We start from the raw sequence: 24,216 nt of genomic DNA on the forward strand, positions 1-24,216 counted from the left end.
TTATCCTGACCTCTGGTCGTCTTGTGGAATATGAAGGTGGCGGTGATGAAACCCGCTCGAACCCATGGCTGGCTGAACTTCAGCAAGACATGTTCGTTGAAATCCACCCACGTGATGCCAACAACCTTGGTGTGCGGGATGGGTCTCAGGTCTGGGTCGAAGGCCCAGAAGGCGGCAAGGTCAAAGTCATGGCACAGGTCACCGAGCGGGTGGGTGAGGGCGTTGCCTTCATGCCGTTCCACTTTGGCGGTCACTTCCAAGGCCAAGACCTGCGTGCGAAATATCCAGAAGGGGCAGACCCCTATGTTCTGGGTGAATCGTGTAACACCGCGCAAACCTACGGCTACGACTCGGTCACTCAGATGCAAGAGACCAAGTCCACGCTTTGCAAAATCATGCCTGCGTAAGGAGAGAGAAAAATGGCAAGAGCAAAATTTCTCTGTGACGCCGAGCGCTGCATCGAATGCAACGCCTGTGTGACGGCCTGTAAGAACGAGCACGAGGTGCCTTGGGGCATCAACCGGCGCCGGGTTGTAACCATCGAAGATGGTAAGCCCGGAGAGCGTTCGATCTCGGTCGCATGTATGCACTGTTCGGATGCGCCGTGTATGGCTGTGTGTCCCGTGGACTGCTTCTACCAGACCGACGACGGTGTGGTTCTGCACTCCAAGGATCTGTGCATCGGCTGTGGTTACTGCTTCTACGCGTGCCCCTTCGGCGCGCCGCAGTACCCACAGGCTGGCAACTTCGGCTCACGCGGTAAAATGGACAAGTGTACATTCTGTGCCGGTGGCCCAGAAGAAACACACTCCACCGCAGAGTTCGGCAAATACGGTCGCAACCGGATCGCAGAAGGCAAACTGCCTATCTGTGCCGAGATGTGCTCCACCAAGGCGCTTTTGGCGGGTGATGGCGACACAGTGTCGAACATCTACCGTGAGCGTATCGTGGCGCGCGGCTTCGGTTCCGGTGCTTGGGGCTGGGGTACAGCCTATGAGCGTAAAGGCGGCTAAGCCGCTCAGACGTTCGGCCCGTTTTGTTCGGGCCGGACTCTGAGATTGGAGAGGCCGCACACAACAGTGCGGCCTTTTTTCGCTGTTTCATGCAGGAGCACGGCGCGCCTAGCCGATTTGGCGTCGCTTTGCTTTCGCAGCCTTGGCAGGGATCTTGTGGTGCTCATACACGGGCCGTCCGCTTAGGTTGTTTGGATAAAAATAGGGGTTGATGACCCCAAGGAGACAGACATGCTGAACCGATTACTATCGATTGCGCTGCTCGTTATGACAGTGTCGGTCACCGGCGTTTGGGCGCAGGACACTGACCGTACGTCGACCGGCGGCGCGCAAACTCTTGAGGATATTCTCGCGCGTCAAAACGCCGAGAAAGTCGACAACTCTTTCCGCAGCGAGGCGACGGGTGATCCGTCGATCGCGGCACCGATCACCGAAAACCTTGGTACGCTTGGTGGACAGTCCGACCCTGAACTGTGGCGCGCGCTTCGCTTTGGCAGTGCCGACGTTACCGTCAGTTCGGGCGGCAAGGTGGCTGAGGTGATCATGCAGGACACAGGCTCTGCTTGGTTGCAATTCCGCGAAGGTCCGCTGCTTAGCTATGGCGCTTATGGTCTGGGCGGCACGCTGCTGGCCCTGTTCGTGTTCTATCTGCTACGTGGCCCTGTCAAAGTGGATGAGCCCTTTACTGGCCGCACCGTCACTCGCTTTAAGGCCGTTGAGCGGTTTGCGCATTGGCTCTTGGCCAGCTCGTTCATCGCGCTGGGTATTACCGGGCTATTGGTGCTGTTCGGACGGCTCTACATTGCGCCGTACCTTGGCAAAGACACGAACGCGTTGCTCTTGGGCTATTCCAAGCTGGTCCATAACAGCATTGGCTGGGCCTTTATGGTCGCGTTGGTGATGATCTTTGTGTTCTGGGTCGCGCACAACCTGCCTGACCGCACAGATATCAAATGGTTTGCGCAGTTCGGTGGGATCGTCGGCAAAAACCACCCCCCTGCGAAAAAGTTCAATGGCGGTCAAAAGATCATCTTCTGGTCGGTCATCGTCTTTGGTGCGGTTATCTCGCTCACGGGTGTGTCGCTGCTGTTCCCCTACGAGGTGCAGATTTTTGCACAGTTCAACCCGCTGATGAACCAGCTTGGTCTGTCTGAGATTATCTGGGGCACTATGCTGCCCGAGTCACCACTGCCACATCAGGAAATGCAAGCCTCGCAGATGATGCACACAGGCGCTGCATTGGTTCTTATGGCGATCATCGTGGCCCATATCTACATCGGTACGGTCGGAATGCAGGGCGCGTATGATGCGATGGGTTCGGGTGAAGTCGATGAGGCATGGGCCCATCAACACCACTCGCTCTGGCTCGAAGAAGTAAAAGAAAAAGAAGGCGCGGCACGCAAAAGTGCAACGCCCGCAGAGTAGAGGACCATATCCATGAAACCACTTCTTCTGGGCGTGCTGACGACATGCGTGATCGGTGTTGTCGCCTATTACGGCCTCAACAACGCAGGCTGGTCGTCGCAGGACGTCTATAGCAGCGAAAACGTGCGCCTCGACTAGACGGGCTCACGACCAAGACGAAACAACCAAGGCGCGGGTCTCTCACGAGGTCCGCGCCTTTTTTATATAGTTTTTCCGGATAGCTGGGCAGGCTTGCCAAAAAGGGTAACCCCCACAAGCGACCACAGTCGCCATTTTCGAAGTATCAAACTGAAAAGGGGGTGGATGGTGGGCGACCCTGCCGGTTAGAAAAGCCCGTTATTTTCGAAGGTTGGGCTAAAGGTGCGGGAGATTTGACCGCTTTGAAATCTTTGAGGAATTTTCGCGCAGTCCCGCACCCTTATTGACGATCCTTTCTCCGATAAGATTGCGAAAACACTAGTTGTTGAGCTTCACTACCCCGGCTGTGTAAGAAAACTGGATCTATCAGCGACGCACTCGCGCCGCTCCCGTCCACGGAGGCACCACGATGACCATTCCGCGAAATTCTCCAACGGCGACGAGGACACCTACAAATGCAATCGCGCCGTCAAAGCCGGATGGGCCGTCATTCGCAAGTCGGACCGCAAAGTCATCGCGAGCGGTCACGGCCTTGACCGCACCAAGGCCGCCAAAACGGCGCAGGGCGCGATGAGCGAAAAGGGCTACGATTTTGGTCCGCTCATGCCGACCAGGGTCTACCCGGGCATTGAGAAGACTTTGCGCCGCCACGGCTATGACGGCCCGCGCGCAACAGCGGCCATGAACCGCTGGGCTCGCGAACAGAACGCCGATCGCCTCGCGCGTATCGCTTCATCGCACACCATCGAGATCATGGACCTATGAAACCGGCATCGGGGCGCGCAGGCGCCCCGATTCCCGCCGAGCTGGCAGCTGAGCTGGACCGGCTGGGGGTGACCTTGTGCGTCTCCGAAACCCGCGCCAAAGCCGCAACCAGCCATCGCAGATAACGGTTGGCACCGCCGTGAAAAAGGAATGCCCCTGCTAACGCTTGCGATTGCCGCCCCCGGGCCGCCCGCAAGCAACTTTATTTGCAGCATTTGTGCTCCTAATCGCTTCACTACCCAGCAAGTAAAAGCGAACGTGATTGGACAGCACGACGCAGAGGGCGGAGTGCATAAACCCAAGGGAACAGGCAACATGGCCAATAATCGAGTTATTCGCTTCGCCAAGACGATCGGAGAAGCCCCAAAGTGCATTTATATTCACCCTGAAGACGCCCTGCTAGACAGCGCCGTCTTTCGCCCGGAACGCCTGACCCGTGAAGACATTGAATATACGCGCAACGACGTTCTCAAAGAATTTGAGACTGAAAATGCAGCTCTCAAAGCAGAGCTCGCAAGGATTAAGGGCCGGGGCGCCAAATGAGAGCCGTTCAGACCATAATAATAAGAGCTTCATCGATGGGAACCTCGCCGTTGCCACCTCTGCCGACACCGCGCGGGGTCGGGTGTGCAACTTGGAGAACCTAGGATTCAAGCAGTTCCTTACTTAGTGCGATGCCAGACTAGACGTTTGCGTATTTTTCATTAGTTTTTCACTATTTAAATCAGTTTCAACATATTTCATTCTCCTTAACTGACGAATGAAGATCATTGTGCACACCCACAATAACGCATGCAGGTACGTCCCTGCTGGTTAGAAAATCCCGTCATTTGCGAAGGTTGGGCTATCGGTGCGAGAGAGTTGATCCCTTTGAAATCTTTGATGTATTTTCGCGCGATCCGGCACCTTTATCGGCGGTCTGCGCTCCGAAAAAAGGGCCGGATCACGTGCTTATAGAGCACCACTACACAGCGCGACGCTGAGGGCGGAGTGCACAAAGCCTAGGCAACAAATGATATGGTGAATAATCGAGTGATCCGCTCCGTCAATACAATCGAAGAAGCCCCAAAGTGCATTTACATTGACCCTGAAGACGCCTTGCTAAGCGGTGCCGGTTTCGGATGGACAGTCTAATCGAAGTCGGACTAGGCTTCGCTACAAACCAGAATACAATTTGAGAATTGATTTATGTCCAATAATGCGCGCCAATCCGACCTCGACTTTGCGGCGGATCTCTTCAAAGCAGCCGATAAGATGCGTGGCGGGCTGGAGCCGTCAGAATACAAGCACGTAGCACTTGGCCTGATCTTCCTGAAATATATCTCAGAGGCCTTTCAGGCGATGCATGATAAGCTCGCTGAAGACGAACTCGCCGACCCCGAAGACCCCGAAGAATACTTGGCAGAGCGTGTCTTCTGGGTACCAGAAACGGCGCGCTGGTCCCATCTCCAGCAAAACGCGCGGTCAGAAAACATCGGTAAAATTATCGATGACGCGATGGAGGCCATTGAAGCTGAACCAGCCAATGAGACACTGAAAGGTGTTCTGCCTAAAAACTATGCGCGCCCTACGCTCGACAAGACCATGCTAGGAGAGCTGGTTGATCTCTTTTCCAACGTCAAAATGCACGACGACGCTGACCGGGCGCGGGATCTGCTGGGCCGGGTCTACGAGTACTTTATCTCAGGCTTTGCCAGCGCCGAGGGAAAGCGCGGCGGTGAGTTCTTCACACCGCGCTCGGTTGTCCGCACCCTTGTTGAGATTCTCGAACCCTACCAAGGCCGCGTCTACGACCCTTGCTGCGGCTCGGGCGGCATGTTCATCCAGTCCGAAAAGTTCATCGAAGACCACGGCGGCAACCCGCTGAACCTCTCGGTTTATGGGCAGGAGATCAACCACACGACATGGCGGCTGGCCAAGATGAACCTTGCCGTCCACGGCATCGACGCTGACATCGCATGGGACAGTGCGGGAACATTTCACAAGGCAGCGCACCCTGGGCTAAAGGCCGACTACATCCTCGCCAACCCGCCCTTTAACATCTCAGACTGGGGCGGTGAACGGTTGCTGGAGGACGACCGCTGGCAGTACGGCATACCGCCCAAGAGCAACGCCAACTTCGCGTGGATACAGCACATTATTCACCACCTCGCCCCGCGCGGCCATGCGGGCGTTGTGCTCGCCAATGGCTCCATGTCCTCGCAAACCAGCGGCGAGGGCGAGATCAGAAAACGCCTGATCGAGGAAGACCGCGTCGATTGCATGGTCGCCCTGCCGGGGCAGCTGTTCTATTCCACGCAGATTCCCGTCTGCCTGTGGATTCTGAGCCGGGACAAATCCGCCAACGGACTAAGGGACAGGCGCGGAGAGGTGTTGTTCATCGACGCCCGCAACATGGGCCATATGGTGGACCGGGTGCGGCGCGAGTTCTCAGACGAGGACATCAACAAAATCGCGGGCACCTACCGCCGCTGGCGCGCCAAGCCAGAGACGCTGGAAGTGAAAGGCTGGGATGCCTACGCCGACGAACCGGGCTTCTGCAAGTCCGAAGGGCTAGAGACCATCCGCAAGTTCGACCACGTGCTGACGCCGGGGCGGTATGTCGGGGCAGCTGAGGATGAAGGCGACGGAGTGCCGTTTGAGGAGAAATTCGGCGCTCTTGCGTCTTTGCTTGAAGATCAAATCGCATCGGGAGACCAGCTCGCCACTCAAATTCGCGAAGTAATCAAAGGTACTCAGAAATGAGTGTCGATCCCCTTTTCTATCTCAAACAGGACTGGGAAGTCACGACGTTGGGTGACGTCGCGGCTCGCGGCGGCGGTTCGATACAAACTGGCCCGTTCGGGAGTCAACTTCATGCGTCGGACTACGTTGATCAAGGCATTCCATCGATCATGCCCCAAAACATTTCAACTGATCGCATATCGGAAGAGGGCATCGCTCGCATTACCGAAGATGACGCTGAGAGATTGTCCAAATATCGAGTTCGCACCGGAGACATCGTTTACAGCCGGCGCGGCGATGTAGAACGCCGCGCATTAGTGCGAGAAGAAAACGATGGTTGGCTCTGCGGCACTGGATGTTTGAAGGTAAGCTTTGGTGAAGGTGTCGTTGTCCCCGAGTATGCAGCGTTCTATTTGAGCCACCCTGCGTCTAAGGCGTGGGTCGTGCAGCATGCGGTCGGTGCTACGATGCCGAACCTGAATACGTCCATTCTTTCTGCTCTCCCATTCGTGTTGCCGCCTTCTGACGAACAAGAACAGATTGCAAATGCACTGTCAGCGCTCGACGACAAAATCGAGCTGAACCGGCGGATGAATGAGACGTTGGAAGAGATGGCGCGGGCGCTGTTTCGGGATTGGTTCGTTGATTTCGGCCCCACCCGCCGCCAGATGGAAGGCGCAACCGACCCCGCCGCCATCATGGGCCACGCCTTCCCCCCCGAAAAAGCCGTCACGCTCGCCTCACTCTTCCCCGCCAAACTCGGCGACGACGGCCTGCCGGAGGGTTGGGAGACACGCCCGCTTCAAACCGTAGTCGAACAGCAGAAGCAAACCGTCAAACCGGACCAGCACCTCGACGAGACGTTCGAGCACTTCAGCTTGCCAGCCTTTGACAAGGCCAAATGGCCGACAGTCGAACGTGGCGCGGAGATCAAGAGCAACAAAACGGCGGTTCCCGCCAACTCGTTGCTGATCTCCAAGCTCAACCCTCGCATCGAACGTGTTTGGGTCCCGCAGGTTGCGGGCGAGCATCGTCAGATATGTTCAACGGAGTTCCTGTGTTTTAATCCTGCGGCAGGTCTAGGGCGTGCCACCGTAGAAGCTCTGTTCCGATCAGACGTGATGCGAGAGAAGATGGCTGCGATGGTCACGGGCACCTCGAACAGCCATCAGCGCGTGCCTCCCAAGGTCCTCATGCAAGCGGACGTTCTGCTGCCTGTGGCCTGCGCAGCGGCGTTTGAAAAGGTGGCTCTACCGCTTCTGGAAAAGCGTCAAGCCAACGAACAAAAAAACCAAACCCTCGCCGAAATGCGCGACCTCCTCCTGCCCAATCTCATGTCCGGCGAAATCCGCTTGAAAGACGCGGAAGTGCCGGTGTGAGCGCTCTCTCGCTCACGCTTCAGTCTTTGCTTCGCCTCGGTTTTGTTGAACAAGCGCCGGAGTGGGGAATGCCCTGTGTCTCCTGCGAGCTCCCATACTTACCGCTGACATGCTGCGACGGGATCAGTAAGTATTTTCGGGAGGTAGTTTTGGTTTCAGGCATCTTCAATAACGGCCGCACTCTGTGCGAGATCAGTCATCAAATCCCGCCTGACCTGTCAACGGATGAAAGCGCAGCGGCCTGGTTGGTCTATGCTTTGCGGCAAAATCTGGATGAGCGTAGCTCTTTGCCTGATTGGGTTTCACTTGGGCGCGCCAATCAGATGCTAGTCCCGATGATCGCGGAGAAAGAGGCATATAAGAGCAGGCCAGCTTGCCACATCGAGGCTGATTTTGCTCGCATTCTCCGCGCGCGTATAACTGCGCTGATCGCGGAACTAACAAGCCATGCCTCGCTTCGGATCGAGTTTGACGGATCAATGCTGCAAGCTGTTGTGAACAAGGAAGTCGTCAAAGTGCCTGCTGAAGGCATTGCATGGAGCGGACAGATCGTTGTTCCTAACGCAAATGTCTTTGAGTTTCCGAAGCGTATAGCAGCGCAGGGAACCACTTTGGATTTTTGGGACGGTTCGATGGGTCTCGGCAGGCAACGATACCACGCGGAATGGGTGGAGGATGGTCGTCATGACTGATTTGGTGGGCATTTGCCACCTAGATGGGTGGCAGTCGACAAGAATTGACACCGGCTTGGCCATTTTCTGAGGAGAGACCGATTTGAGTTTCACTGAAGACCTTGTCGAACAAGCCGCTCTCGGCATCCTAGAGGAGTTGGGCTGGCGCTATCAGAACCCTATTGCGATCGCGCCGGATGGGCCCGAGAGGCTGCGGGTGTCCAATACAGAGACTGTCTTGTCTGGGGTGCTGGAAGCCGCGGCAAGGCGGCTAAACCCAGACATCCCGGATGACGCTTTACACTCCGCGCTTAAGCAAGTGCAGGTGTCCGAGATGCCATCTCTGATCGAAGAGAACCGTCGGATCCACCGTATGCTCGTTGATGGCGTCGACGTGGAGTATCGCCGCCCAGATGGGTCCATCAAAGGCGACAAAGTGCGGCTGATCGACTTTGTTGACCCTGCCAATAATGACCTGATGGTTACGAACCAGTTCACCGTAGTCGAGGGCGGGCACAATCGCCGCCCTGATGTGGTGGCATTCGTGAACGGGCTTCCCCTAGTGGTGATTGAGCTAAAGAACGCCGCCAGCGAAAACGCGACAATCGAAGATGCTTTTAATCAGCTTCAAACCTACAAGGCCCAAATTCCATCTCTGTTCCGCACCAATGCCGCTCTAATAACCTCAGACGGACTGTTGGCGCGTGTTGGTTCGCTGAGTGCGGGTGAGGACCGCTTTATGCCCTGGCGGACCGTGACGGGCGCCCAAGGTGACTTCACGCCTGAAGGACCGAAAGAGATGGAGACGCTGCTTCGTGGTCTCATGCAGCCAGAAAAACTGCTGCAATTGGTGCGGGACTTTACCGTGTTTGGCGACAAAGGTGATGGCGTTTTCAAGATTATTGCCGGGTATCATCAGTTCCACGGTGCGCGGAAGGCTCTCACCAGCGCAGTCAGAGCGGTTGATGAACTTGGAGACCGTAAGGTCGGAGTCATCTGGCATACGCAAGGTTCCGGTAAGAGCTTCTTGATGGCGTTCTTCGCGGGGCTTCTGGTCAGAGCACCTGAGCTGCAAAACCCGACTATCCTTGTCGTCACAGATCGTAATGATCTGGATGATCAGCTTTACGGCACCTTTTCTTTATGTCGCGACTTGGTTCGTCAGACCCCGGAGCAGATCAAAGATAGGGACGATTTACGTCAAAAATTGGATCGGCGATCAGGTGGCGTTATCTTTTCCACGTTGCAAAAGTTTTCGCCGATGACAGGTGAGGAGGACTTCCCGGTACTCTCTGACCGCCGCAACATCGTTGTTATCGCGGACGAAGCGCACCGTAGCCAATATGGGTTTGATGCCAAATTAGATCGCGCCACGGGCGCGCGCAAATATGGTTATGCACATTACCTGCGGCAGGCTTTGCCAAATGCTTCCTTCGCCGGGTTTACGGGAACTCCGATCGAAGCCGCTGACGTAAACACCCCAGCCGTTTTCGGCGACTACGTCGATGTGTACGACATCAGTAGAGCGGTGGAAGACAAGTCTACCGTTCCGATTTACTACGAGAGTCGCCTAGCGCGTGTAGAGCTCGAAACAGCGAAGCTGCCTGAGATTGACGCCGCCGTTGACGCATTGTTCGACGATGAAACGATCTCCGAACAGGAGAAAGCTAAATCAAACTGGAGCAGCGTAGAGCGCCTTGTTGGCGCACCACCAAGACTGGACATCGTCGCTCAAGACATCGTCAATCATTTCGAAGATCGGCTTGAGGCCATGGCTGGTAAGAGCATGATTGTCTGCATGAGCCGTGCTATTTGTGTGGATCTCTACAGTCGAATAACGGCACTACGCCCTGAATGGCATTCAGAAGATGACAAAGAGGGGGCGATCAAAGTCGTGATGACTGGTTCTGCCTCTGATCCGCTGGAGTGGCAGCAGCATATCGGGAGCAAGATGCGCCGCGACCTGTTGGCTAAGCGCGCGCGCAATCCGGCTGATCCGCTGAAGATGGTGATTGTTCGCGACATGTGGCTGACAGGCTTCGACGCGCCTTGCATGCACACGATGTATATCGACAAGCCGATGCGTGGTCATGGTTTAATGCAGGCGATTGCGAGGGTGAACCGAGTGTTCAAAGATAAGCCCGGTGGGCTTGTAGTGGACTACATCGGTATAGGCCAGAATTTGAAGAAGGCTCTTCAAAACTACACAGCAACTGACCGCGACCAAACCGGAATTGATGAGGAGGAAGCCGTTGCGGCACTTCAGGAGTTGGTCGAGCGATGTCAAAACTTCTTTTCAGGCTTTGACTATCGGGCAGGCATCGATGGGACGCCTCAGGAACGCCTACAGGCCCTCGCTGGAGCCATGGAATGGGCTTTAGAAAAGCAAAAGGCAGGTGCTGATAGGGCTCGTGACGAGAAGGCCAAGAAAGCGGAGTTGACGTACTATGCGGACTTGGTCTCGAACCTATCCAAGGCCTTCGCGCTGGGATCGGCTAGCGACTATGCCCAATCGGTCAAAGAGGAGGTTGGGTTCTTCCAAGCCGTGCGTGCGGCACTTTCCAAGACGTCACCTAAGTCTAGGATGAGTAAACGTGAGAAAGAGTTCGCCATTGGTCAGTTGATTTCTGATGCCATAGCAGATGCCAGTATTATCGATGTCCTCGCTGCAGCGGGCATGCGCACGCCTGAAATCTCTGTGCTGTCTGAAGAATTCTTGTCCGAAATCCAAAACATGGAGCACAAAAACCTCGCCCTAGAGGCGTTGCGCAAGCTGTTGGCTGGAGAAATCAAAGCTCGGCAGCAGAAGAACGTCGTCGAGGCAAAAGCCTTCTCAGAGCGGCTAGAAGCCGCTGTCGCACGCTACCATGCAAACGCCATCACGAGCCTTGAAATGATCCAAGAGCTGATTGACATGGCCAAGGATTTACAAGCGTCTGTCCAGCGTGGTGACGATCTTGGCTTAGGCGAGGAAGAGCTAGCCTTCTATGACGCACTCGCTCAAAACGAGAGCGCTGTCGAAATGTTGGGTAACGAAGAGTTGCGGAAGATTGCTCACGTTCTCGTCGAGCAGCTTCAGAAAAACGTGACAGTCGATTGGCATCTTAAAGAAAGCGCCCGAGCAAAGCTCCGCATCTTGGTCCGCCGTATCCTCAAGAAGTACGGCTACCCCCCGGATTTAGCGCCGATTGCCATCAACACAGTTCTTGGCCAGGCGGAGACTTTGCTGAAGTGGGGCACCTAAAGCTGAGAGAGGTGCTTGAGGGCATCAAGGTGCTTATGCTTATATCTGGGGATTGGCCTACAGTCCAAGAACACCTGAAACGTGCATATCCCGAATATGATGAAACATTGCAGCTTACATTTCTGGATAAGTTGAAAATTTCAGGCTGATTCACCGAATAAGAAACGAGCAGTAATTTGGCTATTTCCTATCACCCTCCGCGTGGGGCTATCGTATGTGCAAACTTCGATCAGGGCTTCAAGGTGCCAGAAATGGTGAAGCGTAGGCTGTGCGTAGTTCTATCGCCGCAGATTGAGGCACGGCACGGGCTTTGTACCGTAGTTCCACTAAGCACATCAGAGCCTGAGGTGATTCAGGCTTACCACTACAAGTTTCAAATACCATTCCAGATGCCAAAAAATTGGGGTAATCAGCCACGTTGGGCGAAATGCGACATGATCTGTGCCGTTGGATTCCATCGGTTGGATTTGCTGCGTCTAGGCAAGGATGCTCAGGGGGGGCGAAAGTATCAACTTAACTCCTTATCCAGCACACATTTACGACATATTAGTAACGGTGTGTTAGCAAGCTTGGGGCTTCCCCCTTTGACAGAGTTGAAGTGAGTTCTTATGTTAGAGGTGTGGCGGCGCTGCTTCGGCATCCGCATTAAGACCCTACCAAGGGCCACTGGCCGACGAAGCGAAAGCAAGTTTCTGGTCAGTGCTGTGAGGCCCCATCGGCGAAAGCCTTTGGGGCTTTTGCTTTTCTGGATGGCTAGTTAAATATACGAGCCTCTTTGATATCGTAGGGGCTCAATAGAAAAATTTTACTTAATCTATTACCGTTTTAAACGAAAATTGCTCCTCAGATCCTGCTAGCGAATGCTGACGAAAGTGCGCCATGAGTAAATTTAAGCAATTGGTAAGCTGTATGCTTTCAACTGGAGGCGTAACGAACGCATTAATTCGTGTGGAAAACTGGCGCATCACCAACTTGTTAAGTAGCCGAAACAAAGTGGTCGGGTGGCCGCCCACGGCACGTTCGCCTCGAGACCTGCCTGAGAACAAAGGCTGCCGCGCCTGCTTCTCTCAACCCCAGCCGACTGACCGGACCGAGGGAGAGAAACCCACAGGCCGCTTAAGTACAGCGGCCCGGAGCTTTACGCAGCTTTGATGGTGTCGATTGCTACGACCATCATTCCCGTCAGGTGCCAAATTGCCGCCATCAGTATGCCCATATTAAACGCAAACTCGTTGGCGCAGCTCTGCTTGAAGAACTCGCCTTCGAGGAACATGCAGGATCCCTTGCAGAGCTGAACGACAGGGCATGCCATGCATTCGTCTCGGAAGGCAAAATGCGTCGAGGTGTCGAGCGCGATGTCCTCAAAGGCCTCCACATGACCGATCTTATGCTCGCCCTTTGCCCCGGTGTTTTGGCAAGTCATTACGTTGCCGCGGAGATCGACGGCGATGGTGTCTTCGCGGTCCATTCCGCATTTCTGCCCGAGGCCATCAATGCTGCGGCGCCGTTGGATCGATTGGTAGAACTCGTCGATCCGGTCTCCGAGCCCAAAGGCTTGTGGGTCGTTTGCCAAGGCCTCAAATATTGACTGCGTAAGGCCTTGGAGCTGGGCCGGCTCAAATCGTCCTGTGCCGAGCGCAGTGGCCGCGTCATAGACGTTCACAACGCCCTCGAGGCCTACAAAAGCCTCAGGGCCCACCTTGTCGGCGAACCAATCGCGCAGCGCTTGCAGGTCATGGTGCTGCTGGGTGATCACGGCGTTAAAGCCGACCATTCCCGGCCGCTCGGCCAGCAGGGCATCGATCCAGCGGCGCTTTTGAGGATCGTCCAAGGGATCAGGCCCGCGCAAATGCTGTCCCGGTCCGTCGTGAGAAATAGTGATGCCGATGTCGTACTTGGCGATGAAGTCGAGTTTTTCGCGGTCAAAGAGCGAGCCGTTGGTGATGATGGAAAACCGGGCGTCGGGGAACCGTTCGGCGAGAGCCGGCAAAAGGCGTTTGATTTTTGCCCAGTAGACAAAAGGCTCGCCGCCCCAAACCTCGATCTGCTCTGGTGCGTCCGTCATCCACCCCTCAAGCTGCGTGAGGAAGTTTTCAACGTCGCTGAGCTTTGAGATGGTCGCGTCGGAGATCTGGAAGGCTTGGTTGCAATAGCTGCACGCGTAATTGCACGACAGGCCAAGCTGAATTTTCAGCACACGAGGCGCACGAGATTTGCCGAGGGGCTTGTCTTTGGCCACTTTCGGTACCGAGGGAAACTTGCCGGGATCAACCGGCAGGGGCAGCCCGTCGCATTCGGAAGTGTGAGCGTTGTAGCGGATGGAACTTCTGGTGCCATCAGGCGCCTCTAGGGTGAGATCAAACCACATCAGTCAAAAAGCCTTTCCTCAAGGTCGTCGGGCAGGTTGACGCGGAAGTTTGCGACGACCTGCACATGGGGCGTGCAGCCCTGATAGGGGTGCTGGTTGTGAGGGATATGTGAAGGGAAAAACACCGAGAGCCCGGGGCGCGGGTTTACGGAGTATCCATGGCGCTGCTCGTAAGGGAGCCGGCCTTCGTCAAAGTAGCGCGATGGGTCCTCGATCACAAAGCGGGGGGTGCCAACGCTATTGATCGGCTGACCCGCTCCGCCTCCGGTCAGGAAGTGCACGCAGGTCAGATCGCCTTCTCGGCTGTCCTTATGAGTGGAGATGAACCCGTCGGGCGCAATGACGAGCGCACGGTTCTCACAATGGTCGGGATCGAGGTAGGAAGAGCAAGGTCCGAGCACTGCCCGCGCGCAGGTAAAGAGATGCGCCTTCAGGGCCTGACCGGCCTCGCTCCGTTCCAAGATCCCGCGCACCCGCCGCTTGGATGCGCTGAGCGCATCTGTCGTCTCCGCATTACCCACCGCCGCGATCGCCTCCGCCGCCAGCTGGCGGTTCACCGGCCAATCAACCGGCGTCTCAAAGAAGCTGATCCTTGTAGGCCAGAGCTCAAGGTTTGTGTTCTTCACCTCCATCCTCAGCACCGGCAATTGCAGTTGCAATTAAAACTATAGCGGTTGGCCGCCACTGTTACTGCGCCTGAGGTGCCGCCGCCCGAGAGGCTGTGTACGGCGCAATTGACGACGCAGTTGCAATTCCCACCGTGGCCTTGGACGATCCGTGGAAAATGATATCCCCCACTCCCCGGTGTGCCGTTGCTCACGGTCACAGACGTGATGTCACCGGCTCCAATGGCGGGCTTGTTGGCGATGCGTGACCAATCGACGGTGCCGCTGTCGCTAATGACGATGGTTGAGCCGACTTTGTAAGCCATGGGGGCCTCCTTACGTTTGATGGGCTAGGATCTCGGAAAGGCCAGCCTTGCAGTGAGAATTGGGAAGTTCGAGCGAACACAGGACCGGAATGCACATCCGCTCCGCGCCCTCAAAATATGTGCTGTCATGGGGCACATGGCCCTCGAAGATCAGCATGGAGCCTGTGCGCGGCTCCACCGCATACCAGCCGCCGACGTAGGCTTCGGGATTGCGACAGGGCCAGAGCCTCTTGCCCACATTCGCGGGATCGTAGAAGCGCACCGCCCCGCGATGCAGGGACGTGTCCGGGCAATCCGCGTCTAACGTGACCCGCGGGTAGTAAGTGCAGACAATGTCGGTCTGGATGTGCGTGTGGGTGTTGATGCCTACGTTCTCGCGATTAGCGCGGCGCTGCCAGAAGGTGTCTGACATCATGGCGATCTCGCCCGTGTGATCATAGTCATAAGCCAGTTGTAGGTATTCTCGCACGGCGGCTGAGACCATTTCTGCAAGGGCCGCCACTTCTGGGCCTTTACGGTCCATCAGAAAGTTGTGGCGCAGATGGCCAAGGTGGTTTGTCTGATCCCCCACATTACGCCCGTCACCGGCGTCTTGAATACGGTTGGCCACAGCGTCCTCGGCCGCCAGCGCGTATAGCCGATCGTTGAAGCCCTCGGGCATCTCCCAGTGCTTGTGTATGACGAAGGCGGGATAGATCAGCTGGAGCTCGGTGGTGGTCTCGATTTGCATCAAACGACCTCCACCATGACTTTGCCGATGGAGGTGTAGTGCTCGGTGTTGATCTTGACCGCGATCTGATCGCCGGGGCGGAGGCCCAGAGCCTCAATCGCAAAGCTGCCCACACCGTCTTCATTCGTTACCAATCGCCGTTTGGGCAAATAGCCGGCGTCGCTGTCGAGCTTCAGTGTCAGAGCGTGGGGGCAGGGCGCCCCATCCCTATTCCACTTCAACGCAATCGGCATCTCTACTCGCCCGCCGGCCGGAACCGTAACTGCTGCGGTCGCCACCGCATGGAAGTAAAACTGCTTGAACCACTGCCCATCATTCGGGATCGTTGCGTCATCGATCCGGCCAGCAACGGTGGTGCCGTTCAGCAAGATCGGGTCTTGGTCGCATAAGAGCTCCACCCGGGTCCCAGTGAGCGGCCCCGCAATCGGCATAAAGATGACGAGGGCGTTTGAGGCTTGGGTGCGGGCCCGGTGCCGGAAGGAGGTGTCGACCTTCTCACGCGCGGACCTGGCAAAGCGGTTGCGCCAGGGCAGGGGAAAGCCCGCATTGTCGGTCATAATGTCGATGAGCGCGTAATCGGTGATTTCATCGTGGCCGACCATGCCGTCGAGGAAGATGTAGGAGCGGCCTTTGTAGACCGCGCCATGGGGGCATCCCGGCAGGTCGGGCACAAAGACGCCATTGCCCTCCAGATCGACAAATCCGGCCTTGTTTAAGCTTTCCTGCGGCTCCTCGAGCGCCTCCTTCAAATCTTGCCAAGCAATCTCGCCAATATAGTCAGGCGCGACTTGTCCCTCTTGGCATGGCTCAAAAACAACCATGCCGGCGTAGGTATCCTGAACATCCACCGCGTAATGAAGGCGCGCAGACGTGTTGTAGATGACGTGCAATCCCGTCTCGATCATGGGGTGGTCCTTTTAAGCTGCTCGACCTCGGCTGCGAGGTCTTTGATGGCTTCGACGAGAAGCCCGACGAGGTTGCCATATGCCAGCCGCAGCACGCCCTCTGCCTCGATGACGGCTTCTGGGGCTACCGCTTGGACATCCTGAGCGATCAGGCCGATTTCTCGGCTTCCGCCCTCGATCATGTTGTAGGTAACGCCTTTGAGCGCCTGCACCTTTTGGAGCGCGTCAGCGATTGGTGTGACGTTTGTCTTCAGACGCGCATCGGAGGACGACACGAAGTTCGGGGCCGTTACGGTGCCGGAAAAAGTGGCGCCAGACAGCCGCGCAAAAGCGCTGGCGTGACTGCCATCCAAGAGGTCCGCATCAATCCCGGAACCAGATCCATCCACGGTTTTCAGCTTGTCGCGCACTTGAGCGGCTGTGTCTGGCGATCCGTTTGCACCCGCGGGACCTTGGGGGCCAGCCGCACCGGTCAGCCCAGTCGGGCCTCGCGGGCCCGTTGGTCCGGCTGGACCGGTTGCGCCTTGAGGACCCGCTGGACCGGTTGCGCCGGTGTTGCCTTTGGGACCGGTGGCGCCTGATGCACCTGTAGCGCCCTTCAAGTTTACGTAAGCGCCCCAAGTGGTGCCGGTGTGAAACCGCAGACTTGTCCCAGACCACTGATGCGCTGGCGTTGGACCAGTTGCACCTGCCGGGCCTTGCGCGCCCATGGCACCTGTCGGCCCAGTCGGACCTCGCGAGCCTGTTGCTCCAGTGTTGCCTTGGGGGCCGGTCGGCCCAGCCGCACCAGTCGCGCCTGTGGTCCCTTTGAGATTTACGTAGGCCCCCCAAGTTGAACCGTTAAAAAAACGGAGGCTTGTACCGGACCATTGGTGGGCGGGGGTTGGCCCCGTAGGACCTGTCGCGCCTTGAGGCCCCGCGGCGCCGGTGCTGCCTGTATTTCCCTTTGGGCCGGTTGCGCCGGCTAGGCCTTGTGGCCCAACTGGTCCAATAGGCCCCTGCGGCCCAATTGGGCCTGTGGCACCCTGCGGCCCGGTTTGGCCAAGCTCAATGATGCTTTCCGAAACTGCCACTCGCTTGAGAAACAACTTACCATCCCGGACGTTGACCGCGAGCTCACCCTCTCCCAATTGGGCCGTGCTCGGAACGCGCCCCGCAACGGTTGTGCGCTTAAGGCTGATGGTGTTTGTCATCGCGCATCCTCCTTGAACTTTTCGAATTCAGACGAGAGCTCCTTAATCGCCTCGACCAAGAGCCCGACGAGGCTCCCGTAAGCGACCCGCAGCAGGTCATCGACTTCAAAGACGGCCTCGGGGGCGACGGCCTCCACATCTTGTGCGATGAGGCCCATTTGACGGCCTGTGCGGTCGTTCATCAAAAAGGTTGCCCCGGTCAGACGCTTAACCTTCTCAAGCGCGTCGGGGATCTCGGCAATGTCAGACTTCAGGCGAACATCAGACGAAGAGACAAAGTTTGGCGCCGTCACGACACCGGAAAATGTCGCCCCTGAAATCTGAGCGAAGTCAGCCCCGTGCTTGCCATCCAAAAGGTCAGCATCGAGCCCAGAGCCCGCCCCATCGAGGCCTTTAACTCTGTTGAAGACGTCCTGCGACGACAACGGCGGCGGGGTCGCATCGACTATAGTCTCCGTGCCGTTGATGTTGCGCTTAAAGAACATCTTGCCGTCGTGCGTGTTGACCGCCAGCTCCCCCAGCTCGAGCTGGGACGTTGTTGGAACCTTGCCCGGCACGGCCGAGCGCCGCATTTTAATCGTGCTTGCCATATGGCTGCCCCCTGGTTTTCCGCATGTGGGATGACAGGGGCTTTAGCCGGCCCCTTTGTTTGGCTTCAAAATGTTCCGAAGTCGAAGTTGATGCCGTTGATTGCGCCGCCCGAGATCGAGACGCTGTTTGAGGACTGCGTTGCCATCGTCCCAAGACCAAGATTTTCTCGCGCGGCTCCGGCGCTGGTCAGGTCTGATAGGTTGGACGACTTGGAGAGCTTTGAGGCCAGACCGTTTGTCACGGTTGCCGCAAAATCCGGGTCGTCGCCCAATGAGGCAGCCAGCTCGTTGAGCGTATCCAGCGCACCCGGGGCAGCATCGATCAGTGCGCTAATTGCGGCCTGCACGAACGCGGTGTTGGCGATCTGGGTGGTGTTGGTTCCTGCGGCCGCATTTGGTGCGGTTGGCGTCCCAGAAAGCGCAGGAGACGCTAAAGGCGCCTTGGCGTTAATCGCGGCCTGCAAACCTGAAACGTCGCTAATCGCGTGCCCGTGGCTGTTTGCGGCTTTGCCGTCTAGCGCTCCTTGCAGCCCGGAGACGTCAGAAATGTTGTGCCCGTGGCTTGCATCAGCTTTATCCGCAAGGCCGTTATCAAATTGGGCTTTGCGCACAAGGTCTGTGGAGCCCGAGGCATCCTGTGACGAGCGCGGCGCCGACGAAAAGGTCTTGCGACCGCTGATCGCCTGCGAGGTTGTGGCATCGACAAAGGCACCGCGCCCTGCGACGGGGACAACAGAAGTCGCACGGCCCGAGCCATCATCACCTTTACCGATGTAGAGCGTGTCATCGACCTCGTTGTGGGCAACTTCGCCTGATTTGAGGGATGCGGGCGCTCCCGCGTTGCCGGATACTCGGCGCTTAAACTGGATCGTGTTGGCCATCAGAAAAAGCCTCCGTTAATTGGTGCATCGGTTGGAAGAATTGTAATGCCCGGGTCGCCGCGTTCGCCCTGTGGCCCCGTCTTGCCGTCTGGGCCCGGAAGGCCAAGAATTTTGACTTTGCTTGCGGCTTGCGCAACACGCACCTTGACGCGAGAAACAAGGACCGGCCCGGTTGAAGAGAAAACTTGGATTTCGTCAGTCATTGCGCCCCCCGTGTCACTGGGAGCATCACCGGGACCTCCACAAAGAAATTCAGGTGCAACTGCGGTGACAAATCCTCCCGCACGACATCAAAGATCACGCTGCCTGGCCGGATGCCCGCGGTGTCGGCCGCAGAGATCACAATTCTGATTTCCCTGTCTGAAAGGCGCACGATCCCGCCGTTGTCGGAGGTGAGATCAGAAGCGATCTGATCGGAAGAGATCTTCTCCCGAACATGCGCCCGGAACTTACCCGCTTCTGGAAACAACGCCGCGTCTGCCTCAATTTCTAGCGTGTAGGCGTAGCCAATCAGGATGGCGGGGCCTTCGAAGGTGTTCGTGGTCATGGTTCCCATCCGCAAATTTGCTCGCCCAGCTCGTTGTGAGCCACAATTTGCCCCAATGTTGCGTTGGTGAGCCGGTCATTTATTGAGGGCCGAATTGGGTCAGCCCAGTCGCATTCACTCAGAAGGGGGCGAAGGTCTTTGCATCCAGCGGTCAAGCCGGCGCTTAAGATCAGCAAGATCTGCGTTAAGCACCTCATGGCGGGTCTCCTTTGCGGTCTGCATCGCACGGATGCGCGCATCAGCTTTCCGAATTGCGAGCTCGGCTTCGGCCTCAAGGCGGCCTTTGCGAACAATCGCCATGGCGGCGAACGCAACGGCTGCTGCTAGCCCGATCCAGAGAGCCGTCTTTCGCCCAACTCCGAGCAAGAACTTTGTGATTATGACGTTCATAAGGTCCGCCCCGTTTGGTGATCTTCAATGCGCGCGTTTCGCGCCTTCAACGCGTAGAGGATCAGGCCGATGAACACGGCCGCACCGACCCAAGGCAGTGCCGCCGGGAGCCAAGCATCGAGGCCCAACGCGACAAGAACTCGGCTCGTCATATCGCGGGCGCTTTCTGCCTCATTTAACGCTGGGGCGATTTGAGAGCCGACGGAGCCACCAGCGCCGCACAAACCCAGACCAATTTGGGCGTTTGACGCTGCAATGATGCGGCTGTTAGCCGGCATGCCGGTCTGGCGCTTTTTTGAAATCACTCGGGCTTGAGCACTTTGCAGGGCATCCGAAAGCGTCCCGTCAATGATCGGAACGAGAGGCAAAGCATTTTCGTCACGAAACGCGAGGATTGCAGCCCGTGTTCGTGGACCGAGCACACCATCAACCTCGTCCACCTCGTGGTAACCAAGCGCACGCAAGCGTGTCTGCACACTATAAATGTTCATCGTGGCCGAAGGCGCGACATTGCCGGCCCGGCGAATGCCCAAAAGCCTTGAGGTGGCGTATCTTTTCACGTTGACCGCGTCCGCTTGATTGCCACCAAGCACTTCAATGGACGCCTCGCCGACTGCCCGAACGAAGAAGGCGACATGACCCTGCCAGCCGCTTGGATCGCCGCGAGAAAAAACAACAATGTCTCCCTCCTGAGCCTGCGACAACTCCACTGGCACGCCCCAATCGAGATAGGATCGTGCGTTAAGCTTTCGGGTTGAGCGCAATCCGGCTTGCTCAATGCAATGGCCCACAAACGCTGCGCACCAAGCGACGGCATCATGCTCGACCCAATCGTGGCCGACTGTCGCGTACATCTGGAGAATTGTGGGATTGTTAGCCGCATCAGGCCCCTCTGTGGTGCCGATGTAGCTCTGGGCGATCTGAAACGGTGTCATGTGATCTCCAAATACCTCAACAGGCCGCCAAAACGGGCGCTGGAGGCTGGTTGCAGACTTTGTTTAGGGTGCGTGGCGTGGAAGGCGTGTGCGGAGCTTTAGCAGAGCCTTTAACGCCGCGAATTATGGGACCCATCGGAAAAACGGTCGAGCAGAAACTCGTAGAGCCGGTCGATCTTGCCCTCAATTCCATCAAAGCGTTTCACGATGGCCGGCTGATCGATTTTGGCGACCTCGATCTCAAGTGCGACGACCCTGCCACGAATGTCGCTGACATCGGTTTTGATCGTTTCAATTTCGCGCTCGGTCGTGTCGTCTTGCGGCCGGATGGTGCGCCATAGCTTGACGATCGCCAATAAAGCGCCGGCTAAGCCGCCAAGCCCGATAATGAAGTAAATCACCGCTGGGATGCTACCGACCCAATCCTGCCCCATGCCTAATTCCTTTGTCGTGAAGTGCCCGCTTGCGCGGGGAATTGGGGCCGGTCGAGCTGCGCCGGCCCCACGATCGCCTGTCGCTAAACGGCAACGCATCCTCTTGGTGAGTGAAGAGCGGCCGCTTCAATAGCCGCCGCCATCCAGAAGCGCTTCAAAGACACTGTCGGAGCTGTCCCGGTAACGGAGCGTTGGCGGGTTGGTGCTTGTATCCAGCCAAAGCATGCCTGGGGCCGTGCCTCCGGGTTCCTGCGCGCCTGAGCTTAGGGTTTGCAGGGCCGCGATGACCTGATTGAGTTGGGCCCGGACTGCGGCACCGCTATCATTGACGATAATAAAGCTAGGCACTTGGGCCATTATGCCACCTCATCCGCTATGAGCCGCAATTCTGAAACGATTGGCGTGAACGCCGGGTCGTTTGTTGAAAGCCGGGCCCTGGCTTCAACCGCCCAGGCCTCGATCTCGCTGTTGTCGATCCGCCCCCAAGGCCCCCAAGCGGGGTTTGGTTGGCTTGGATCGTCGTCGGTCTCTCTGACTTCAAGAACCACGTCGATTTCAGCGCCGGCAGACCCATCAAAATCGGCCCACGTGTCGATGTAGGCTGCCCGATCATCGATGAAGTCCGATAGAGCTGCTGCTCCGACCAGAATATCTGACCGCAAACGGATGTGCTTTAGCGCGCCAAAATCAAGGCGACCCGAGAAGTTGTAGAGCCCTTCGGTTGCCGAAACGATAGGTGAGCCAGAGGCATCCAATCCTGTCGCCAGCCGCAGCGTATTAGCCGCTTCGACAACTCCAACTTTGGCCCCAGAAAAGCCCGGGTCTGCTGCGAGAGTGTTGAGCTGGGAAAAGCGCAGGATCTGCACACCCTTGGTCGAGACCGAAGTCACCGGTCCTGCGCGCCCCTCACTATCGACTGCCCGCAGCAGATAGCGGCCCGGCTTGAGGGGCACGACCGCAATCGCCTCGCCCCCTGAAACCTGATCCATCAGCGTTGAATTGGCCCAAGAGGAGCCGACTTCCTTGCTATGACGGATAAGAACGTTTCCACCGACGCGAACATCGACATCAACGGACCTTTGCCACTTTAGAATGGCAAGGCCGCCCGCGCTTTGAATGGTCAAGTCCTGCAAAATGGCCGGGGGTGCGGTTAAGCCGACCACCTCGCGGGCACCCTCTCTCCAGATCGAGGAGACACCAGCCACCGAAATTGCCTTGACCCGGAATTCCCATTGGCCGGGGGCAATGTCGCGCAACTCCATTAAAGTGCCTGTTGTTCGCCCGTAGTCTTGCCACTCGCCGCCATTACGCCGCGCTTCAAACTGGTACGTGTCCACAAAGCCGCTCTGCGCCACGTCCCAAGTCACGCGAAGCAAAACTTTAACGGCCGAACCGTCTCGTGTGACGTAGAGCTCCTCGGCACCTGAAGGCCGGCCGGGAGGTGGCACATCAAAAGCCGAGGGCAGGTTTGTGCGCGGCGCGGCTGCATAGATTTGCTCCTCAGAAGCCGACCAATCGTAGACCAGCGGAGAGGTTTCGCGCAGGATCAATTCCGGTGCGATCCTTGCGCCATTGCCGATCTGCGTCAGATCGAGCCGCACAGATTGAACCTCAAATGGCTTGCCGGCCTGCGTGTGATCTCCGGTAAAGCCCCAACGCTCGTATTTGAAAAACGCGGTTTCTCCAGCGGACACCCGCCAAGCTTTCAATTTGCCGCTGATCTTGACCATCTGCTGGCGGCGATTGGTCTCCAGCGCGACCTTTGCAAGCCTTTGTGCGGCCGAAGCAGAGATCGTGAACGGCAGGGAAATGTCCCGCCAAACCTGCTCGCCTTCGTCCTCCTCACGGTAGAAGTCTGAGGCGTAAGCCGGAAAGTCGTCTGGCTGCCAGTTATTCTCCGGGCTCACAAATTGGCCGCGCACCGCGTTGAAGTTGGATGTGCGGCTTTGCCGTGTGGTCAAGGCAATGCCGCCTTCGCGCACGTCGTCGCTTGTCAGGACTTCTGTGGGGATGCGGTATGCGCCCGCGCGCAGGCGCCACTGCCCGGACTGCCAAACCGTGCGGCCCGCCATAGCGGTCAACATGGCCTCAATAATAGTCTTGGGAGGCTCGGAGAGCGAAACCACCCCATTGCAGGTGTAGCGGCGCTCCGTGGCGCCGTCCGATAAAGGGACGGTTTCGTCACAGATGTTGGCGGCTTCCACTAGGCTGTTAGCCTCGATGCCGTCATCCGCGCCAATTCCAGCGCCAATGCCAAAATTCGGGTGTGCCATATAGTCCGCCACGCACAGCGCCGCGTTGCTGGTATAGCCCCGGGTGTTTGTGCGCGGATCCAGAACGTCGCTTTTGCCCTCCAGATCGACCGTGATGTTGGGAATGCCTACGGGGAAGGCGTCCTGATCGTAGGTCAGGCGCAAATAGATGGCGGCGCACCCAGCGATCCGGTGCTGCTCTGTCCAAAGATCAGGCGCGGCCTCAATAAGACCGGCAAAGGCCTCTTGGTCCAAATCGCCTAAGCGCTTTTCGACAGTGACCTTGTCCTCCCAGCGTCCTTGCGCGGCCCCTTCGGCGTCAACGGCCTCCTCGCCTTCAAAGTAAATCGATCCGATCGAATTTACTTTGTGGCCGGCAAGCACGATCACCAGATGCAGGTATTTGTCTTTTTCTCCTGTCGAATGGAGAAAAGTGATGACCCCACCTTTGCGCGCGCGGCCATAAACCATCTCTCGCGGCATAGCTGGCTCGCGAACGGTGACCGTGCGCGCCTGCATCTCGATCTGGCCCATTGAGGGCTTTGGCATCATCGAGGATGCGGCGGCTGACAGCAGCATCGAAGCGCCGAAATTGGCCGCAAAGCCGATCAACCCGCCAGCGGCAAATGCCGCCGCTACACCACCCGCCGCAATTGCAGCGCCCCCAAGGGCTACAGCTCCAACGACAACAGGTGGCATGT

The 24,216-nt window shown here is 57.2% G+C and carries 27 protein-coding genes; 11 read left to right on the forward strand and 16 right to left on the reverse strand.

Annotated elements, in window-relative coordinates; translation table 11 throughout:
• The 4 genes from AC4GMC_RS06845 to AC4GMC_RS06860 form a co-directional block, all read left to right on the forward strand.
• Positions 1-407 (forward strand): molybdopterin dinucleotide binding domain-containing protein (locus tag AC4GMC_RS06845; RefSeq protein WP_488082135.1); only part of this gene is annotated, 407 nt, incomplete at its 5' end.
• A gap of 12 nt (positions 408-419) precedes the next feature.
• Positions 420-1,013 (forward strand): formate dehydrogenase FDH3 subunit beta, encoded by a 594-nt coding sequence (fdh3B, locus tag AC4GMC_RS06850; RefSeq protein WP_038006347.1) that lies wholly within the window; start codon positions 420-422, stop codon positions 1,011-1,013.
• A gap of 231 nt (positions 1,014-1,244) precedes the next feature.
• Positions 1,245-2,438, forward strand: coding sequence for a formate dehydrogenase subunit gamma (locus AC4GMC_RS06855; protein WP_487875955.1), 1,194 nt, complete (start codon positions 1,245-1,247; stop codon positions 2,436-2,438).
• 12 nt (positions 2,439-2,450) lie between these two features.
• Positions 2,451-2,576, forward strand: a complete 126-nt coding sequence (locus tag AC4GMC_RS06860; RefSeq protein ID WP_487875954.1) for a hypothetical protein — start codon at positions 2,451-2,453, stop codon at positions 2,574-2,576.
• A gap of 366 nt (positions 2,577-2,942) precedes the next feature.
• Here AC4GMC_RS06860 and AC4GMC_RS06865 read toward each other — a convergent pair whose 3' ends face one another.
• Entirely contained in the window at positions 2,943-3,104 is a 162-nt protein-coding gene (locus AC4GMC_RS06865; protein ID WP_487875953.1) for a hypothetical protein, read from the reverse strand.
• A gap of 42 nt (positions 3,105-3,146) precedes the next feature.
• Here AC4GMC_RS06865 and AC4GMC_RS06870 point away from each other — a divergent pair, with 42 nt between their 5' ends.
• The 7 genes from AC4GMC_RS06870 to AC4GMC_RS06900 all read left to right on the forward strand — a co-directional run bounded on the left by AC4GMC_RS06870 (position 3,147) and on the right by AC4GMC_RS06900 (position 11,961).
• The gene (locus AC4GMC_RS06870) at positions 3,147-3,341 is read left to right on the forward strand and encodes a hypothetical protein (RefSeq protein ID WP_487875952.1); all 195 of its coding nucleotides are present in this window, start codon (positions 3,147-3,149) and stop codon (positions 3,339-3,341) included.
• Positions 3,342-3,656: 315 nt separating this feature from the next.
• Positions 3,657-3,884 (forward strand): hypothetical protein, encoded by a 228-nt coding sequence (locus AC4GMC_RS06875; protein ID WP_487875951.1) that lies wholly within the window; start codon positions 3,657-3,659, stop codon positions 3,882-3,884.
• Positions 3,885-4,529: 645 nt separating this feature from the next.
• On the forward strand, positions 4,530-6,086 hold the full coding sequence (locus tag AC4GMC_RS06880) for a class I SAM-dependent DNA methyltransferase (protein WP_487875950.1): 1,557 nt from the start codon (positions 4,530-4,532) through the stop codon (positions 6,084-6,086).
• Entirely contained in the window at positions 6,083-7,444 is a 1,362-nt protein-coding gene (locus tag AC4GMC_RS06885) for a restriction endonuclease subunit S (RefSeq protein ID WP_487875949.1), read from the forward strand. Before AC4GMC_RS06880 ends, AC4GMC_RS06885 begins: the two co-directional genes overlap by 4 nt.
• 149 nt (positions 7,445-7,593) lie before the next feature.
• Entirely contained in the window at positions 7,594-8,136 is a 543-nt protein-coding gene (locus tag AC4GMC_RS06890; RefSeq protein WP_487875948.1) for a hypothetical protein, read from the forward strand.
• A gap of 82 nt (positions 8,137-8,218) precedes the next feature.
• Positions 8,219-11,359 carry a type I restriction endonuclease subunit R gene (locus AC4GMC_RS06895; RefSeq protein ID WP_487875947.1) on the forward strand — a complete coding sequence of 1,047 codons (3,141 nt, stop codon included), beginning with the start codon at positions 8,219-8,221 and terminating at the stop codon, positions 11,357-11,359.
• Between the two features lie 176 nt (positions 11,360-11,535).
• Positions 11,536-11,961: a type II toxin-antitoxin system PemK/MazF family toxin gene (locus AC4GMC_RS06900; protein ID WP_487875946.1), complete on the forward strand. Its 426-nt coding sequence runs from the start codon at positions 11,536-11,538 to the stop codon at positions 11,959-11,961.
• Positions 11,962-12,497: 536 nt separating this feature from the next.
• Here the strand turns inward: AC4GMC_RS06900 and AC4GMC_RS06905 are convergent.
• From AC4GMC_RS06905 to AC4GMC_RS06975, 15 genes are all read right to left on the reverse strand, one after another.
• Entirely contained in the window at positions 12,498-13,727 is a 1,230-nt protein-coding gene (locus tag AC4GMC_RS06905) for a radical SAM protein (RefSeq protein ID WP_487875945.1), read from the reverse strand.
• Positions 13,727-14,353 (reverse strand): hypothetical protein, encoded by a 627-nt coding sequence (locus tag AC4GMC_RS06910; RefSeq protein ID WP_487875944.1) that lies wholly within the window; start codon positions 14,351-14,353, stop codon positions 13,727-13,729. Before AC4GMC_RS06910 ends, AC4GMC_RS06905 begins: the two co-directional genes overlap by 1 nt.
• An 8-nt stretch (positions 14,354-14,361) precedes the next feature.
• Positions 14,362-14,658, reverse strand: a complete 297-nt coding sequence (locus tag AC4GMC_RS06915) for a hypothetical protein (RefSeq protein WP_487875943.1) — start codon at positions 14,656-14,658, stop codon at positions 14,362-14,364.
• Between the two features lie 10 nt (positions 14,659-14,668).
• Positions 14,669-15,388: a hypothetical protein gene (locus AC4GMC_RS06920; RefSeq protein ID WP_487875942.1), complete on the reverse strand. Its 720-nt coding sequence runs from the start codon at positions 15,386-15,388 to the stop codon at positions 14,669-14,671.
• Positions 15,388-16,293, reverse strand: coding sequence for a hypothetical protein (locus AC4GMC_RS06925; RefSeq protein WP_487875941.1), 906 nt, complete (start codon positions 16,291-16,293; stop codon positions 15,388-15,390). Before AC4GMC_RS06925 ends, AC4GMC_RS06920 begins: the two co-directional genes overlap by 1 nt.
• Entirely contained in the window at positions 16,290-17,486 is a 1,197-nt protein-coding gene (locus AC4GMC_RS06930; protein ID WP_487875940.1) for a tail fiber domain-containing protein, read from the reverse strand. Before AC4GMC_RS06930 ends, AC4GMC_RS06925 begins: the two co-directional genes overlap by 4 nt.
• Positions 17,483-18,076, reverse strand: coding sequence for a tail fiber domain-containing protein (locus tag AC4GMC_RS06935; protein ID WP_487875939.1), 594 nt, complete (start codon positions 18,074-18,076; stop codon positions 17,483-17,485). The genes AC4GMC_RS06930 and AC4GMC_RS06935 overlap by 4 nt, the downstream gene beginning before the upstream one ends.
• A gap of 65 nt (positions 18,077-18,141) precedes the next feature.
• Positions 18,142-18,957, reverse strand: coding sequence for a phage tail fiber repeat family protein (locus AC4GMC_RS06940; RefSeq protein WP_487875938.1), 816 nt, complete (start codon positions 18,955-18,957; stop codon positions 18,142-18,144).
• Positions 18,957-19,160, reverse strand: coding sequence for a hypothetical protein (locus AC4GMC_RS06945; RefSeq protein ID WP_487875937.1), 204 nt, complete (start codon positions 19,158-19,160; stop codon positions 18,957-18,959). Before AC4GMC_RS06945 ends, AC4GMC_RS06940 begins: the two co-directional genes overlap by 1 nt.
• Positions 19,157-19,504 (reverse strand): hypothetical protein, encoded by a 348-nt coding sequence (locus AC4GMC_RS06950; protein WP_487875936.1) that lies wholly within the window; start codon positions 19,502-19,504, stop codon positions 19,157-19,159. Before AC4GMC_RS06950 ends, AC4GMC_RS06945 begins: the two co-directional genes overlap by 4 nt.
• A 114-nt stretch (positions 19,505-19,618) precedes the next feature.
• Positions 19,619-19,894 (reverse strand): hypothetical protein, encoded by a 276-nt coding sequence (locus tag AC4GMC_RS06955; protein WP_487875935.1) that lies wholly within the window; start codon positions 19,892-19,894, stop codon positions 19,619-19,621.
• Positions 19,891-20,829 (reverse strand): C40 family peptidase, encoded by a 939-nt coding sequence (locus AC4GMC_RS06960; protein WP_487875934.1) that lies wholly within the window; start codon positions 20,827-20,829, stop codon positions 19,891-19,893. Before AC4GMC_RS06960 ends, AC4GMC_RS06955 begins: the two co-directional genes overlap by 4 nt.
• Before the next feature lie 110 nt (positions 20,830-20,939).
• Positions 20,940-21,263 (reverse strand): hypothetical protein, encoded by a 324-nt coding sequence (locus AC4GMC_RS06965; protein ID WP_487875933.1) that lies wholly within the window; start codon positions 21,261-21,263, stop codon positions 20,940-20,942.
• Positions 21,264-21,389: 126 nt separating this feature from the next.
• The gene (locus AC4GMC_RS06970; RefSeq protein ID WP_487875932.1) at positions 21,390-21,620 is read right to left on the reverse strand and encodes a hypothetical protein; all 231 of its coding nucleotides are present in this window, start codon (positions 21,618-21,620) and stop codon (positions 21,390-21,392) included.
• Positions 21,620-24,214: a phage tail protein gene (locus AC4GMC_RS06975; RefSeq protein WP_487875931.1), complete on the reverse strand. Its 2,595-nt coding sequence runs from the start codon at positions 24,212-24,214 to the stop codon at positions 21,620-21,622. The genes AC4GMC_RS06970 and AC4GMC_RS06975 overlap by 1 nt, the downstream gene beginning before the upstream one ends.
• Positions 24,215-24,216: the final 2 nt, after the last annotated feature.

This window comes from Thalassobacter sp. (assembly GCF_982993085.1).

Coding starts and splice junctions, on each gene's coding strand:
- fdh3B (WP_038006347.1), top strand. CDS start 420: ATGGCAAGAGCAAAATTTCTCTGTGACGCCGAGCGCTGCATCGAATGC.
- AC4GMC_RS06855 (WP_487875955.1), top strand. CDS start 1,245: ATGCTGAACCGATTACTATCGATTGCGCTGCTCGTTATGACAGTGTCG.
- AC4GMC_RS06860 (WP_487875954.1), top strand. CDS start 2,451: ATGAAACCACTTCTTCTGGGCGTGCTGACGACATGCGTGATCGGTGTT.
- AC4GMC_RS06870 (WP_487875952.1), top strand. CDS start 3,147: ATGAGCGAAAAGGGCTACGATTTTGGTCCGCTCATGCCGACCAGGGTC.
- AC4GMC_RS06875 (WP_487875951.1), top strand. CDS start 3,657: ATGGCCAATAATCGAGTTATTCGCTTCGCCAAGACGATCGGAGAAGCC.
- AC4GMC_RS06880 (WP_487875950.1), top strand. CDS start 4,530: ATGTCCAATAATGCGCGCCAATCCGACCTCGACTTTGCGGCGGATCTC.
- AC4GMC_RS06885 (WP_487875949.1), top strand. CDS start 6,083: ATGAGTGTCGATCCCCTTTTCTATCTCAAACAGGACTGGGAAGTCACG.
- AC4GMC_RS06905 (WP_487875945.1), bottom strand. CDS start 13,727: ATGTGGTTTGATCTCACCCTAGAGGCGCCTGATGGCACCAGAAGTTCC.
- AC4GMC_RS06915 (WP_487875943.1), bottom strand. CDS start 14,658: ATGGCTTACAAAGTCGGCTCAACCATCGTCATTAGCGACAGCGGCACC.
- AC4GMC_RS06920 (WP_487875942.1), bottom strand. CDS start 15,388: ATGCAAATCGAGACCACCACCGAGCTCCAGCTGATCTATCCCGCCTTC.
- AC4GMC_RS06925 (WP_487875941.1), bottom strand. CDS start 16,293: ATGATCGAGACGGGATTGCACGTCATCTACAACACGTCTGCGCGCCTT.
- AC4GMC_RS06930 (WP_487875940.1), bottom strand. CDS start 17,486: ATGACAAACACCATCAGCCTTAAGCGCACAACCGTTGCGGGGCGCGTT.
- AC4GMC_RS06935 (WP_487875939.1), bottom strand. CDS start 18,076: ATGGCAAGCACGATTAAAATGCGGCGCTCGGCCGTGCCGGGCAAGGTT.
- AC4GMC_RS06940 (WP_487875938.1), bottom strand. CDS start 18,957: ATGGCCAACACGATCCAGTTTAAGCGCCGAGTATCCGGCAACGCGGGA.
- AC4GMC_RS06945 (WP_487875937.1), bottom strand. CDS start 19,160: ATGACTGACGAAATCCAAGTTTTCTCTTCAACCGGGCCGGTCCTTGTT.
- AC4GMC_RS06950 (WP_487875936.1), bottom strand. CDS start 19,504: ATGACCACGAACACCTTCGAAGGCCCCGCCATCCTGATTGGCTACGCC.
- AC4GMC_RS06955 (WP_487875935.1), bottom strand. CDS start 19,894: ATGAACGTCATAATCACAAAGTTCTTGCTCGGAGTTGGGCGAAAGACG.
- AC4GMC_RS06960 (WP_487875934.1), bottom strand. CDS start 20,829: ATGACACCGTTTCAGATCGCCCAGAGCTACATCGGCACCACAGAGGGG.
- AC4GMC_RS06965 (WP_487875933.1), bottom strand. CDS start 21,263: ATGGGGCAGGATTGGGTCGGTAGCATCCCAGCGGTGATTTACTTCATT.
- AC4GMC_RS06970 (WP_487875932.1), bottom strand. CDS start 21,620: ATGGCCCAAGTGCCTAGCTTTATTATCGTCAATGATAGCGGTGCCGCA.
- AC4GMC_RS06975 (WP_487875931.1), bottom strand. CDS start 24,214: ATGCCACCTGTTGTCGTTGGAGCTGTAGCCCTTGGGGGCGCTGCAATT.